The organism is Sphingomonas sp., from assembly GCF_031361285.1.
In the GTDB taxonomy this organism is placed as follows: Bacteria; Pseudomonadota; Alphaproteobacteria; order Sphingomonadales; family Sphingomonadaceae; genus Sphingomicrobium.
This window is the reverse complement of sequence record NZ_JANMCO010000058.1, coordinates 1-13,236: the sequence shown is the minus strand read 5'-3', so window position 1 is coordinate 13,236 and position 13,236 is coordinate 1. Positions and strand designations below refer to the sequence as shown.

Here is a 13,236-nt window from a genome sequence, read left to right as displayed (position 1 = left end):
GTGAACTCATAGCTGCCGCCGAGCGAGCCCGAGAGAGTCTTGAACTTGCGGCTCGCGGCTGGCGTGTCGATCTGCTCGTCGGCCTTGGCGATCAGCTGGCTGAACTCAACGCGGCCGCCGGCCTCCAGCCTGAACGGTCCGCTGACGAAGGTTTGCAGAGTGAACAGCCCACTCTGCGTTTGACGGGCGTCGGGCAGGAATTTCTCGTCGCCGCGAATGCGCACGTCGCGATTCAGATATTGCACGCCGCTGGTACCGCCCCAGCCCGAGCGCTCGGTCTGGACCAGTTCGGCCCGCGCTTCGCTGCCGTTGCTGAAGAAGCTGGAGGCGATGCTGCCATCGGGTGCGAGCTCGTCGTGGTGATATTTGGACAGTCCGCCGCGCACTTTGGCGAAACTGAACAGGCCGCTCAGCGGCACTTCGGCACGCACGTCGCCGCGCGTCTGGTGGACGTCGATCGTGGGCTTGTCGGACTCGACCTCGGGATCGAGCGCGAACCGGATCGGCACGCCGTAGCGGGCGGTATGATGGCCAATCGAAATGCCAACATTCAGTCTGCCATCGACGTAGGCGACACCGCCCGCAATGTCGGCCGCGCGGCCGGCAGTGTTGGGCAGTTTGCCCTTGAGATCTGAGAGCGCCCGGATGGTGGGATCGGGGCTGGCGAGCGCCGCCGCGCGAAGGTCGTCCGACAGCAGGTGGCCGCCGGTGCGCAGATCGTCGGTTTTGGAATAGCTGCCGTCGCCATGCAGCACGAAATGCCCGGCGACCGGCACGTCGATCGACACATTGCCCGAGCGCTCGTTGGCGGCACTGCCATAGTTGAGGAGGGCATCGACGCCCACCGGGCCATCGGGCATTTTTCGCGGGATGCGGGCGTCGATGACGTTGACGACGCCGCCGATCGCCGAAGATCCGAACAGCAAGGCCGAGGGGCCGCGCAGCACTTCGATCCGCTCGGCGGTCAAGGGATTGATGGTGATCGCGTGATCGGGGCCGGACGAGCCCAAGTCGAGGCTGCCGATGCCGTCGGTGAGCACGCGAATGCGGTCGCCGGACAGGCCGCGCAGCACCGGCGACGACGCGGTCGGGCCGAAGCTGGTCGACGACACGCCGGGTTGCCTGGCCAGCGTCTCGCCGATGCTTGGTCGGACCTGGCGCGTCAGGTCCTCCTGGTCGAGCACCGAAATGCCGCCAAGCACGTCGCTGGCATTGCGGCGCACCCCCGTGACCACGATTTCCGCATCGTGATCCTTGTGCGCCGCTTCGGCGGTCGGGGCCGGGGTTGCGGCCGAGTCCGCAACGGCTCCGCTTTCCGCGTGAGCCGGATGGAGAGGAAGCAGAACGGCAAGCGCGGCGAGCGAATAGATCGGCTGAGACATGGAGCGGGAATTCCTGTTGGGCTTGGGCAGCGCGCTATTCCGTATGATATATTATCGCAACCCTGGCAGCGACGAACGGTCCCATCAGTTCGTCCAGCCGCATTTGTGTTGCGGAAATACTGCCGGTAGGCCGCGCCGATGAGCGGCGGCCATTCCCATCACCACGCAAACGCGACCGACTATGGCCGGGCGTTCGCCATCGGGATCGCGCTCAACTTAAGCTTTGTCGTCGCCGAAACCGTATTCGGCTTCCTCGCCGGCTCGATGGCATTGGTCGCCGATGCCGGGCATAATCTTGCCGACGTGCTCGGGCTGGTCGTCGCCTGGGCGGGCATGACCATGGCGCGAGCATCGCCATCGCCCCGCTTCACCTACGGCCTCAAGAAGGCGTCAATCCTGGGGGCGTTGGTCAATGCCTTGTTCCTGCTGGTCGCGATCGGCGCAATTGTCGCCGAGGCCGTCCGGCGGCTGTTCCATCCTGCCCCCACCGCCGGAGGCACGGTCATGATCGTCGCGACGATCGGGATTGTCGTGAATGGACTGACCGCGCTGCTGTTCGCGCGCGGCGGATCGCGGGACATCAATATCCGCGGGGCCTTCCTCCACATGGCGGCCGACGCCGGCGTTTCAGCCGCCGTCGTGGTCGCGGGATTCGTCATCCTCCGGACTGGCCAGCAATGGGTTGATCCGGCGATGAGCCTGGCGGTCGCGGTGGTAATCTTCTGGAGCAGCATTGGCCTGCTCAAAGAGTCGGTGTGGATGTCGCTGGCCGGCGTGCCGAGTGGCATCGACGTCGACGAAGTTGAAGCCGCGCTGGAGCAGCTCGACGGGGTGGTGGGGGTGCATCACCTCCATGTCTGGCCGCTGAGCACGACCGAAACCGCGCTGACCGCCCATCTCGTCGTGCCCGGGCGGAGCAGCGATGCCTTGCTGGCGCGCGCCAGAGCGCTGCTGCACGATCGATTTCATATTCAACATTGCACGATTCAGGTCGAACTGAGCGATGCCCGCAACGGCAACTGCTAGGCGCCGCGATGTATGTCACCCATCTCGAATGCTCGCTAACCGGCGAGCGCTACGAAGCAGGGCAGGTGCATGGCCTGTCGCGGGCGGGCAAGCCTCTGCTGGTGCGCTATGATCTGGACAAGGCGCGGGCGACGCTGACCCGCGAAGACCTCGCGAGCCGCGAACCGACGATGTGGAAATGGCGCGAATTGCTGCCGCTGCCCGACGGCGTTGAACCGGTCAGCCTCGGCGAGCCCGAGACGCCGATCCTGAGCCTGACCGGAACCGCACCCAATTTGCTGGTCAAGGACGAAGGGCGGCTGCCGACCGGATCGTTCAAGGCGCGCGGGCTGGCGATGGCGGTGACCATGGCCAGGCATTTCGAGATCGCCCGCATGGCGCTGCCGACCAATGGCAACGCCGGCGCCGCGCTCGCCGCTTATGGCGCGCGGGCGGGGATCGAGACGGTCGTGGTCTGTCCCGCCGAAACACCCGAGATCAACGTGCGCGAAACCGCGGCCTATGGCGCCCGGGTCTATGTCGCGGACGGGCAGATCGACGAATGCGGGCGGCTAGTCGGCGAGGGCGCGGCGCAAGGGCTGTGGTTCGATTGCTCGACATTGAAGGAGCCGTACCGCCTCGAGGGCAAGAAGGTGATGGGCTTCGAGCTCGCCGAGCAGCTGAACTGGAAATTGCCCGACGCGATCTTCTACCCGACCGGCGGCGGCACCGGCCTGATTGGCATGTGGAAAGCGTTCGACGAGCTGGAGGCAGTCGGCCTGATCGGACCAGAGCGGCCGCGGATGTTCGCGATCCAGGCCGCCGGTTGCGCGCCGATCGTCCGCGCGTTCGACGCGGGCGAGGAATATGCCGAACGGTGGGAAGGCGCCGCCACGGTCGCGACCGGCATTCGCGTGCCCAAGGCGGTCGGCGACTTCCTGATCCTGCGCGCGGTGCGGGAAAGCAGCGGCGCGGCGTTGGCCGTCGACGAGGTCGCGATCATCCAGGCAGTCGAAGATGTCGCGCGGGATGATGGGATTCTGTTGTGTCCGGAAGGCGGCGCGGTGGTCGCCGGGTGGCGTTTGGCCCTGGAACGCGGCCTGGTCGCCAAAGACGAGACGGTGCTGCTGTTCAATTGCGCCAACGGTAACAAATATCCGCTGCCGGATCGCTCGCGGGAGTTGGCGTTGGCGACCGCGCGGCCAACGGACCTCTAGGCCCCAGACGCGGTAAACCCCGACAACCGAAGTTGCCGGGGCTTTCCATACTTCGCCTCCGAAGATTTGAAGCACGGGAATAGAACGATGTTGGCCCACGGTTGTTCCGGGCTTTCTGCGTAAATGGATCGGCAAAAAGCGAAAAGCTGTGGATAACTTGAATGCGAAACGATCGATGGCGGCGTGGGCACCGTTCTCGGCAGTCCCCCGGACTGCGCGTGGGGCACCGGCCTCGACCTGCCCCCGGCAGGTCTGCGGTCGGTGCCGGATGCAGGAGTCGAACCCGCGACCTTCGGTTTACAAAACCGCTGCTCTACCAACTGAGCTAATCCGGCAACGATTGCGCATTTGCGTCAGAGCACGCCGAACGTCCAGCCTTCGGTTTGTTCGAACTCGGCAGACAGTCCGGCTGGAGCCCAAAGCACCTCGCCTTGAGCAGAGCCACGGAGCCAAGCCGTGGTCAAGATCGCGTCCGTCGAGTGATCATCAGAGGACGCGCGACTGCTTCGCCCGACCAATCAACGATCGCGAAGTTCTCGAATACCCTCACACCAGTGGTGAGTGGCTGTCGTCCTCGGGTGGCGCTTTGCGAATGCGCGGCGGAGGCAGGCGGGCAGGCGGTGTCCGCTCGTCCGCCCATTCCTCGAGAATCCGCGCCGCGGCATCGCGCCCGCCAAGCCCGAACGCCAGCGCTGTCGCGACCGCGGCCGAACCGAGGATCAGGCCGAACGCCATCATCACAATCTGGTCGGCCAGGCCCATGAAGGTCAGGCCGATCGCAGTGAACAAGGCGATGATCGCATATTTGACGATGGCCTGTGCGTAGCCGGCTTCCCCGGTCGAGCTGCCGACCAAGGACGCGAGCATCCGGGCGAGAAACAGCCCGGCGACGATGATGACGGTGCCAAAGATCACCTTGCCGCCCAGCGCGGTGATCTGGAACAGCAAGGCCGCAACGCTGTCGCCGCCCAGCTGCCGCGCCGCCTCGCTCGCGGCGGCGCGCAGGATTGCGGTCATGGCGATGGCGCCGACGACACGCGACGGATTGGAGTTCGCCGGCATGATGCCGAGCGCGCGCACGCTGTCGTCGAAGCGCAAGCTCGGCAGCACAGTCTCGATCAACGTCTTGACCCAGCGGCCAATCAGGAAAGCGATCGCCAGCCACACCAGCGCGGCGAATACCCGTGGAATAGCGAGCGCGATGGTTTGCAGCATCGCTATGGCGGGATCGGCGATGGCGCTGATGCCGAGCGCCTGAAGCGCCGCAATGGCTCCGAAGATGATGATAATCGCGCTGACCGTCATCCCGACAGCCCGGGCGATGGTGCTGCGCGCCGGGGCGGCGCCGTCGGTGGCATTGCCCGCCGTATCGACCGCTACCGGGGTGTCGCCCAGCTTGAGGCCGGCGCGGCTCGCCAGCCGCTCTAGATTGAGTGCGCCGAGCGCGGCCTCGATGATGTGACCGACGATCCGCCCCAGGATCAGTCCGGCGAAGAAGATCAAGCCCGCGCCGAGCAAATGGGGAATGAAGGCGAAGACTTCGTTGGTCAGCAAAGTCACCGGGGTCACCACCTGCGACAGGCCGAGCGGCTGGAGCGCCGCGATCAGCCCGACCAGCCACACCAGCCAATAGGCAAGGCGGCCAAGCTCGATCCCGACAGAGTCGCCGCCGGCTTGCGGATGGCGCTTCAACACCGGCACCTTGTCGATGCCCCGCGCCACCGCCCACTGGATCGCCTTGGCGATGAAGTGGGTGACGACCAGGATCAGGATCGCAAGTAGGACCTTGGGCCCCCACAGGACCAACTGGTCGCGCCAATAAGCGGCGGGTGCGTCGCTGGTATACATCGATGGTCTCCGTGGTTTAGTTGTTTTGAACGTCTGTTGCTCGCTTCAGCCGCATCTCATTCCAATATGCAATGCGTTCGGCGACCTTGGCTTCAAAGCCTCGATTGGTCGGCTGGTAAAATGCCTGTGGCTCCATTTCCTCAGGCCAGTAATCAGCGCCGGAAAACCCCTCGTCTGTGTCATGATCGTAAGCGTAGCCCTGGCCGTAGCCGATGTCCTTCATCAGCTTGGTCGGGGCGTTGAGGATGTGCGCCGGCGGCATCAGCGAGCCGGTCTCCCGGGCGCTGCGCCAGGCGGTCTTCTGCGCGACATAGGCGGCATTCGATTTGGGCGCGGTGGCGAGATAAAGGCAAGCTTGGACAATGGCCAGCTCGCCCTCGGGCGAGCCGAGGAAGTCGTAGGTTTCCTTGGCGGCGAGGCATTGGACCAGTGCCTGGGGATCAGCGAGGCCGATGTCCTCAGAGGCGAAACGGACCAGGCGCCGCAGCAAATAGAGCGGCTCTTCGCCGGCAACGAGCATTCGCGCCATATAATATAGCGCCGACTGCGGGTCGGAGCCGCGAAGGCTTTTGTGGAGCGCCGAGATGAGGTTGTAGTGGCCCTCGCGGTCCTTGTCGTAGACCGCCACGCGGCGATGCAGCAGCGCGGACAGCGCGGCGGGATCGAGCGGCGCGTCAAGCTCGACGTCGAACAGGGTTTCGGCCTGATTGAGCAGGAACCGGCCGTCGCCATCGGCACTGGCGATCAAGGCGGCCCGCGCTTCCTCAATCACGGGCAGCGGGCGGGCGACCTCGGCCTCGGCGCGTTCGATCAACGTCTCCAACGCCTGGTGATCGAGCCGACGCAGGATCAAAACCTGGCAACGCGACAGCAAGGCCGCATTTAATTCGAAGCTGGGATTTTCGGTGGTGGCCCCGACAAGGGTGACGGTGCCGTCCTCGACATATGGCAGGAAGCCGTCCTGCTGGGCGCGGTTGAAGCGGTGGATCTCGTCCACGAACAGCAAGGTGCGTTGACCGGCGCGGGCGGCGGTGCGCGCTTCGGCGAAGATCTTCTTGAGGTCCGCGACCCCGGAGAACACCGCCGACAGCGCGACGAAGCGCATGCCGACCGCATCGGCGAGCAGCCGGGCGATGCTGGTCTTGCCGGTGCCGGGCGGGCCCCACAAGATCATCGAGGAGAGCTTGCCCGCGGCGACCATCCGCCCGATCGCGCCGTCGGTGCCAGTCAGATGCTCCTGTCCGACCACCTCATCGAGTGCCCGCGGCCGGACGCGGTCGGCGAGCGGGGCGCGGGTCGCCGCTTCGGCTTCGGTCGCGGGCTCGGGGGCGAACAGGTCGGCCATGTCCGCTTCTAACCACGACAGAGGAAATTTGTATCCCCCGGTCGACCGGTGAAGCTACGAGGCGGCGCAGCGGATCGAGCGGCCCGGACGTTAGCGGCCAAGCTTGCGCTGAAGGCGTTCCCGCCGGGCGATGACCTGCTGGTAAAAGCGCATTACCGCGCCGTTAATCTCGTCCCAGTCGCGCGTCCTGGCGAAGGCAAGGCCGGCGGCGCCGTGGCGGGCGCGCAATGCCGGGTCGCGTTGATAGGTAGCGAGCGCCTCGGCGAAGCCCTCTAGGTCGTCGGGCGCGACCAGCACGCCGCTGACTCCATCGACGATCAGGCTGTTGGCGCCGGTCGCGGCGGCGGCGACCACCGGCAACGCACAGGCCATGGCTTCCTGCGTCACATTGCCGAACGCTTCGGTGATCGAGGGATTGAGGAACACGTCGGCCGAGGCCAGCGCCGTGGCCAGTTCGGCCCCGGTCAGTTGGCCCGTGAACACTGCGTCAGGCAGCCGTTCGGCGAACCAGTCGCGCGCCGGACCCTCGCCGATCACCAATATTTTCATCGGCACGCCGGCGGCGCGGCCAGCGTCAACCACATCGACGAACACGTCCAGGCCCTTTTCCAGCACCAACCGGCCAAGGAAGACGACCACCATTTCGTCATCGCTGATGCCGTTGGCCCGGCGGAACTCCGCGCTTCTCCGCTCCGGGTTGAACTGCTCGCGGTCGACCCCGCGCGACCAGATCGAGATATGGCGATTCATTCGCTGCGCGCGAAGGATGGCGGCGGTCGATTCGGCTGGGGCGACAATCGCGTCACAGCGGCGGTAGAGTCGGCGCAACAGCGCGCGAACGGCTGGTTCAAGAGCCTGCAGGTGATAATATTGCAGATAGGTTTCGAATCGCGTGTGAACCGATGCGACGGCGGGGATACCGCGCGCCCGCGCCCAGCTGACGGCGCGGTGAGCGACGAGGTCCGGGCTGGCGATATGGACGATGTTGGGCGCGAAATTGGCGAGATCGCGCCGCACCTCCCGCGTCAAAGCCAGCGGGAAACGATATTCGTCGCGCCCGGGAATCGCCAGCGACGGCACACCAATCAAGTCGCCGGTCGCCGGGAAGGCCGGTTCAGCGACGACCGGCGAATAGACCCGGACATTGGCACCCTGGCGAAGGAGAAAGTCGACCAGCCGATTAAGCGCCTGGTTCGCACCGTCGCGGACATAGTTATAATTGCCCGAGAACAGGGCAATGCGGAGCGCGTCGGGGGTCATTGCGCTCGGCCTTAGCCAAAGCGGATGCGTTCGGGCAACTGTCGCGCTAGTGGCGAACGATGGAACGCAAGTCCTCGATGGCCCCCGTTGGCGGGGCTGATGCGGTGCTATTGTTGCTCGGCAGCCTGCCGGGCGAGGCGTCGCTCGCCGCCCAGCGTTACTATGCGCACCCGCAAAATCAGTTCTGGCAGCTGCTCGGCGCGGCGCTGGGCGAGCCGCTCGCCGGGCTAGACTATGGCGCGCGGCTGGAGCGGCTGGCCGAGCGCGGCGTTGCGTTGTGGGATGTGGTCGCCGAAGCCCAGCGCCAAGGCAGCCTCGACGGCGCGATCCGCGATGCCCGCGTTAATCCGCTGGCCGAGTTCGCGGGAAGGCTTTCGCGGTTGAGGGCGGTCGCGTTCAACGGGAAAACCGCGGCGCGAATCGGGCGGGCCGCGCTGTCCGATGCACCCGGCCTGGCGCTGATCGACCTGCCGTCGTCAAGTCCGGCCTACACCCTCTCCGTTGCCGAAAAGGCGGCGCGATGGGCTGTGTTGGGGCCGCTTGCGCTGGCACCGAAATACGGCACTATGCAGTGATGGACGAACTCATCGAAAGCCGCGATGAAGAGGAAGAAGACGCCAATCTTTCGATGGTCGACGAAGCGCTGGTCGCGGGGAACATTGCCAACACCAACGGCCTCCTCGTGATCCTCGCCAAGCTGGTCTCCAAAGGCATATTCGACAAGGAAGATTTGCAGGCCTTTTCCGACAGCTATTCGAAGCCGCTCGATCATGAGGGCATGCGCGAAAATGAGTTGATCACCCAGATGCAGGATCAGATGGAAGCGACCTTGGCGCAGCTGATGCGCTTCCTGTCCGAGCCGCAATGATCGGTGTATAGGCCGGGAAATGTCCCTGATTTCCGGTTTGTTGCTGCTCGTCCTGACCGTCGCCTTCATGGAGGGCTTTGCCTATGTCATGCACCGTTGGTTGATGCACGGGCGGCTGGGCTGGGTCCTACACGAAAGCCATCACCGGGCGCGGGGGGGGCGGTTTGAGCTCAATGACCTTTATGGCGTAATCTTCGCGGTCCCGTCGATCCTGCTGCTGTATGGCGGCGTGCAGGGTGAATGGGGTGCGTGGGCAATCTGGGTCGGGGCGGGGATCGCAGCCTATGGCGCGATTTATGTCGGCTTCCACGACATCATCGTCCACCGCCGCGTCGCGCACCGGATTGTGCCGCGGTCTCCATATTTTAAGCAGATCGTCCAGGCGCACCGACTCCACCATGCGATCGAAAGCCGCGAGGGGGCGGTCAGCTTCGGCTTTTTGTGGGCGCCGCCGGTCGAACAGCTCAAGGTTGCGCTGGCTGGGCGGCTGCGGGCGTCGGCGGGCGACTCCACAGCCCCGCGCGGCCGAGCTTCGGAGCGGGCATAAGGGCCTCGCCGAACGCTTCGATTACCAAAGCGAATTTCTCCGCTTTGGAAATGCTGATGCGCCGGTCCCAGGCGCGCGGGCCGAGCGCCACTGCGCGGGTCGCGACCTCGCCGTAAATGCCGGCCGCCGACAGCACCGCCCAGCGGCTGCGGAACGGCAGTCGCGCGGCGCCGACCTTGCTCGACCGGCGATAGGCGTCGGCGAGATCGGCGAGGCGGCGGGTGATTCGGGCAAGCGCCGGGCGGTGGCGCGGATCGGTCAAATCGGCGCTGGCCAGCCCTTCGACCGCGCGCCAATCGGCAGGGAGGTAACAGCGCCCGACGCGAGCGTCATCGACGATGTCGCGGGCGATGTTGGCGAGCTGAAAGGCAATGCCGAGATCCGCCGCGCGGTCCATTGTGTCGCATTCGGCCGGGTCGACGTCCATGACATGGGCCATCATCACCCCCACCACGCCGGCGACCTGGAAGCAATAACTGAGCAGCTCCTCGACGTTGGCGGGGCTCCATCGGGCGGAGTCGCGGGCGAAGCCGGCCAAATGCTCTCGGGGCAAGTCCGAGGGAATGCCAGTCTCGGCGGCGACGGCGGCCAGAGCGTCGAACGCGGCGATGCCCGTAGTCCGCCCGGCCAGCGCGGCATCGGTCATCTCGGTCAGGAAGGCAAGTCGCGCGGCGGGGTCGCCGGTCAGGTTCGCGTCATGGCCAAGAGTCTGGCTGTCGGTGATATCGTCGCAGGCGCGGCACCAGGAATAAAGCAGCCAGCTGCGCTCGCGAGTTGCCAGGTCGAAAATCTGGCTGGCGAAGCGGAAGCTTTTCGATCCGGTGGCGATCGACCGTTGGGCCTCCTCGACCAGACGCTGGCGGTCAGCCGTCATGCTAGCATCAGTCCCGCGGTCGCCTCGGCCGAGCCGACGACACCGGGAATGCCCGCGCCAGGATGAGTCCCGGCGCCAACGAAATAGAGATTTCTGATGACGTCATCACGGTTATGCGGGCGGAACCAGGCCGACTGGGTCAAGACCGGCTCCAGGCTGAAAGCGCTGCCGAGGTGAGCGAACAGGTCGGACTGGAAATCGCTCGGGGTATAATGGAAGCGGGAGCGGATCCGCGAGCGGACGCCGGGGATCAGTCGCTGCTCGATCGTGTCGAGGACCACTTCGGCATAGCGTTTGCCCTCTCCAGCCCAGTCGATGTTCGCCTTGCCGAGATGCGGAACGGGTGCCAGCGCATAAAAGGTAGAGCAGTCCGGTGGGGCCATCGACGGGTCGGTAGCGGTCGGGTGGTGGAGATAAAGTGCGGGGTCGGCGGCGAGGGTGCCACGGTCGTAAATGTCGCCCAGCAACTCGCGGTAGCGCGGGCCGAACAATATCATGTGATTCGGAATGTCCGGGCAGGTGCCGGTCAACCCGAAGTGTAGGACGAATAGCGACGGCGAATAGCGCTTGCGTTTGAGCGCCTTGACCCGGGCCGGTCCGCGCTCGTCACCCTCGACCAGGCCATAGCTGGCGACGATATCGCCGTTGCAGGCGATGGCGTCGGCGGTGCCGCGCCAGCCCGATGCGGTCCGGACGGCGGTCGCGCGGCGGTTTTCCGTCTCGATTGCCACGGCGGGATCATTCAGACGCAGCGTCCCGCCCAGCCGCTTGAACAGCGTGACCAGGCCGGCGACGAGTGTGTTCGTGCCGCCCATCGCGAACCAGACACCACCGTCACGCTCGAGCTTGTGGATCAGCGCATAGATCGACGAGCAGGTCATCGGATTGCCACCGACCAGTAGCGTGTGGAAACTGAGTGCCTGTCGCAAATATTCGTTCTTCACAAAGCTTGAAACTACCGAATACACCGAGCGCCACGCCTGATAGCGCACCAGCGCGGGCGCTGCCTTGAGCATGTCGCCGAGGCTTTCGAATGCCTTGGCGCCGAGTTTGACATACCCCTCCCGATAGACGCCCGCCGAATAAGCGAGGAAACGTCTGTAGCCCTCGACGTCGGCGGGGTGGAGCGCTTCGATCTGCGCGAACAGCCGTTCGTCGTGGTTGGAACAATCGAACCGCGTGCCGTCGGGCCAGTCCAGCGCGTAGAAGGGCATGACCGGAACCAGCTCGACGTCGCTCGCCATGTCCTGCCCGCTTAGCGTCCACAATCGCTTCAGGCAGTCGGGGTCGGTTATGACGGTCGGCCCGCTGTCGAATATATGGCCGTCGCGCTCCCAAAAATAAGCGCGGCCTCCAGGCTTGTCGCGCGCCTCGACGATGGTCGTCGGCACGCCGGCAGACTGCAGGCGGATGGCGAGCGCCAGTCCGCCGAACCCCGACCCGATAACAATCGCTGACTTCACCTGGTCCCTCCGATGGCCCGGATTGCCCGCGCCAGCGATACGGGCGGGCGGCCGGCGAGGATGCGCGCGCGGTCGAAAAGGGTCGAGCGGCCGGCGTAGAAGCGGGCGATGAGCGGGGCCGGCAAGCGGTAGAAGCGTTCGAGCACGCGATAACGCCGCGGCGGGTCGGCGGCCTCCATCAACATTCTCGCCAGCAGCCGGTCGAACTTGCCTCGCCGCCAGTGCGCCTCGGCAAAGTTGCGCGTGGCGCCGCCGAGTCGACTATCGAGCGGGGCACGGGCTGCAAGCCAGCTGGCGAAGCGCACCGCGTCGGGCAGCGAAAAACTGGTCAAGGGGTGGAACAGTCCGGCGCGCACGCCGCCGCGGGCAAGGGTGTCGGTAGCGGGCCAGAACGTATCAAACTGGCCGCCGGTGACGACCGGGAGGACGCCGCGTTCGGTGCGGCTGATGCTCGCGACCGCCCAGCCTTGGCGCGCCGCATAGTCAGCGATGCGGCCTGCAAGCTCGGTCGGATCGAGGTCCGGCGTATCCGAGTAATAGGTATCCTCGACGAAGACCTGCGTCGGCGAGAAGGGCAGGCAATAAACGAAGCGGTAGCCGTCGGCCTGGTCGACCGCCGCGTCCATTACCAGCGGCTCGGCAAGACCGTGGCCGGTGGGTACGTCGAGCAGCTGACCGACGAATTTCTGCCAGCCGCAGCGCAGACCAACAGGCGCGGCAGCGATTCCGCGCGTGTCGAGCACGGCGGAGGCGGAGAGAGATTTCCCGTTATCGAGGTGCACCTCGGTCGGCGCGGCATGGACTGCGCTGGCCCTGACGATGGTCGCGCCACTCGCCCGCACCGCGATGTCGAGCGCTTCGCTTTCAATCGTGTAATAGGGTTCGGCCAGCCGCCGCTCGCGCGCCGGGAAACGGACGCGGTAGCCGGGCCAGCGGTGCGCCGCGAGCGGATCGACCAGCTGCCGGTCGCCGCTTTCAATGTCGCTGCCGAAATAGCTCCACAGATGATGGCCGCCGATTGTCAGGCCCGGCTCGACGATGGTCAACGCCAGCGCGGGCCGTGCCCGCCGAAGCGCCAGCGCCGCCAGTCCGCCGGCCAGCCCGCCGCCAACAATGATCAGGTCGGGGCGGTCGATCGGCATTGCTGGCGCTCTAGCGGGAGCGGCGGTGCGCGCCTAGTCTGGCGCCATGGCCGCTGCCCTGTTCCTGTCCGCGCTGGCGATGAGCCTGATCGTCGCGCTGCGCTATCTCGTCAGTTCCGGCCTGTTCGCGGCGCTGACCGCGCGGCGCTACCCCGGGCGGCTGTCGGGACAGGGCGCACAGGTCCGGCGCGAAATCGGCTGGAGCCTCGCCTCGGCGGCGATTTATGGCGTCCCGGCGGGGATCGTCGCCTGGGGCTGGCAGCAGCGCGGGTGGACGCGAATTTA

At 65.9% G+C, this 13,236-nt stretch carries 12 protein-coding genes, 1 tRNA gene and 1 pseudogene; 6 read left to right on the top strand and 8 right to left on the bottom strand.

Features of this window, described 5'->3' with window-relative positions; all coding sequences use genetic code 11:
* Positions 1-1,382: TonB-dependent receptor plug domain-containing protein (locus RMO25_RS06025; protein ID WP_309661699.1), on the bottom strand; the 1,382-nt coding region annotated here is incomplete at its 3' end.
* Between the two features lie 138 nt (positions 1,383-1,520).
* On the opposite strand from RMO25_RS06025, the gene RMO25_RS06020 reads away from it, so the two are divergent.
* A complete protein-coding gene (locus RMO25_RS06020; protein WP_309661698.1) occupies positions 1,521-2,408 on the top strand; it encodes a cation diffusion facilitator family transporter in 888 nt (295 codons plus the stop codon).
* A gap of 8 nt (positions 2,409-2,416) precedes the next feature.
* Positions 2,417-3,604 (top strand): threonine synthase, encoded by a 1,188-nt coding sequence (locus RMO25_RS06015; RefSeq protein WP_309661697.1) that lies wholly within the window; start codon positions 2,417-2,419, stop codon positions 3,602-3,604.
* Positions 3,605-3,866: 262 nt separating this feature from the next.
* Here RMO25_RS06015 and RMO25_RS06010 read toward each other — a convergent pair.
* From RMO25_RS06010 to RMO25_RS05995, 4 genes are all read right to left on the bottom strand, one after another.
* Positions 3,867-3,939 (bottom strand) — tRNA-Thr (locus tag RMO25_RS06010).
* A 211-nt stretch (positions 3,940-4,150) separates the two neighbouring features.
* Positions 4,151-5,452 carry a mechanosensitive ion channel gene (locus RMO25_RS06005; protein ID WP_309661696.1) on the bottom strand — a complete coding sequence of 434 codons (1,302 nt, stop codon included), beginning with the start codon at positions 5,450-5,452 and terminating at the stop codon, positions 4,151-4,153.
* A 16-nt stretch (positions 5,453-5,468) separates the two neighbouring features.
* Positions 5,469-6,797 carry a replication-associated recombination protein A gene (locus RMO25_RS06000; RefSeq protein WP_309661695.1) on the bottom strand — a complete coding sequence of 443 codons (1,329 nt, stop codon included), beginning with the start codon at positions 6,795-6,797 and terminating at the stop codon, positions 5,469-5,471.
* 90 nt (positions 6,798-6,887) lie between these two features.
* Positions 6,888-8,057, bottom strand: a complete 1,170-nt coding sequence (locus tag RMO25_RS05995; protein ID WP_309661694.1) for a glycosyltransferase family 1 protein — start codon at positions 8,055-8,057, stop codon at positions 6,888-6,890.
* 59 nt (positions 8,058-8,116) lie between these two features.
* On the opposite strand from RMO25_RS05995, the gene RMO25_RS05990 reads away from it, so the two are divergent.
* Genes RMO25_RS05990 through RMO25_RS05980 form a run of 3 tightly spaced genes read left to right on the top strand, consistent with a single transcriptional unit; the run spans position 8,117 to position 9,472 of the window.
* On the top strand, positions 8,117-8,632 hold the full coding sequence (locus RMO25_RS05990; protein WP_309661693.1) for a DNA-deoxyinosine glycosylase: 516 nt from the start codon (positions 8,117-8,119) through the stop codon (positions 8,630-8,632).
* Complete coding sequence (locus RMO25_RS05985) at positions 8,632-8,925, top strand: hypothetical protein (RefSeq protein WP_309661692.1); 294 nt, start codon at positions 8,632-8,634, stop codon at positions 8,923-8,925. The genes RMO25_RS05990 and RMO25_RS05985 overlap by 1 nt, the downstream gene beginning before the upstream one ends.
* 19 nt (positions 8,926-8,944) lie before the next feature.
* Positions 8,945-9,472, top strand: a complete 528-nt coding sequence (locus RMO25_RS05980; RefSeq protein WP_309661691.1) for a sterol desaturase family protein — start codon at positions 8,945-8,947, stop codon at positions 9,470-9,472.
* Here the strand turns inward: RMO25_RS05980 and RMO25_RS05975 are convergent.
* From RMO25_RS05975 to crtY, 3 genes are read right to left on the bottom strand one after another with little or no spacing between them, the layout of a single operon-like run.
* On the bottom strand, positions 9,390-10,346 hold the full coding sequence (locus RMO25_RS05975; protein ID WP_309661690.1) for a phytoene/squalene synthase family protein: 957 nt from the start codon (positions 10,344-10,346) through the stop codon (positions 9,390-9,392). The two genes, RMO25_RS05980 and RMO25_RS05975, sit on opposite strands and share 83 nt — an antisense overlap.
* A complete protein-coding gene (locus RMO25_RS05970; RefSeq protein WP_309661689.1) occupies positions 10,343-11,809 on the bottom strand; it encodes a phytoene desaturase in 1,467 nt (488 codons plus the stop codon). The genes RMO25_RS05975 and RMO25_RS05970 overlap by 4 nt, the downstream gene beginning before the upstream one ends.
* Entirely contained in the window at positions 11,806-12,951 is a 1,146-nt protein-coding gene (crtY, locus tag RMO25_RS05965; RefSeq protein ID WP_309661688.1) for a lycopene beta-cyclase CrtY, read from the bottom strand. The genes RMO25_RS05970 and crtY overlap by 4 nt, the downstream gene beginning before the upstream one ends.
* A 46-nt stretch (positions 12,952-12,997) precedes the next feature.
* On the opposite strand from crtY, the pseudogene RMO25_RS05960 reads away from it, so the two are divergent.
* Positions 12,998-13,236: pseudogene (locus RMO25_RS05960) on the top strand (fatty acid hydroxylase family protein); the annotation flags it as partial.

Excerpts from the sequence above, each read along its gene's own strand:
- RMO25_RS06020 (WP_309661698.1), top strand. The coding sequence starts at position 1,521 with ATGAGCGGCGGCCATTCCCATCACCACGCAAACGCGACCGACTATGGC.
- RMO25_RS06015 (WP_309661697.1), top strand. The coding sequence starts at position 2,417 with ATGTATGTCACCCATCTCGAATGCTCGCTAACCGGCGAGCGCTACGAA.
- RMO25_RS06005 (WP_309661696.1), bottom strand. The coding sequence starts at position 5,452 with ATGTATACCAGCGACGCACCCGCCGCTTATTGGCGCGACCAGTTGGTC.
- RMO25_RS06000 (WP_309661695.1), bottom strand. The coding sequence starts at position 6,797 with ATGGCCGACCTGTTCGCCCCCGAGCCCGCGACCGAAGCCGAAGCGGCG.
- RMO25_RS05995 (WP_309661694.1), bottom strand. The coding sequence starts at position 8,057 with ATGACCCCCGACGCGCTCCGCATTGCCCTGTTCTCGGGCAATTATAAC.
- RMO25_RS05990 (WP_309661693.1), top strand. The coding sequence starts at position 8,117 with ATGGAACGCAAGTCCTCGATGGCCCCCGTTGGCGGGGCTGATGCGGTG.
- RMO25_RS05985 (WP_309661692.1), top strand. The coding sequence starts at position 8,632 with ATGGACGAACTCATCGAAAGCCGCGATGAAGAGGAAGAAGACGCCAAT.
- RMO25_RS05980 (WP_309661691.1), top strand. The coding sequence starts at position 8,945 with ATGTCCCTGATTTCCGGTTTGTTGCTGCTCGTCCTGACCGTCGCCTTC.
- RMO25_RS05975 (WP_309661690.1), bottom strand. The coding sequence starts at position 10,346 with ATGACGGCTGACCGCCAGCGTCTGGTCGAGGAGGCCCAACGGTCGATC.
- crtY (WP_309661688.1), bottom strand. The coding sequence starts at position 12,951 with ATGCCGATCGACCGCCCCGACCTGATCATTGTTGGCGGCGGGCTGGCC.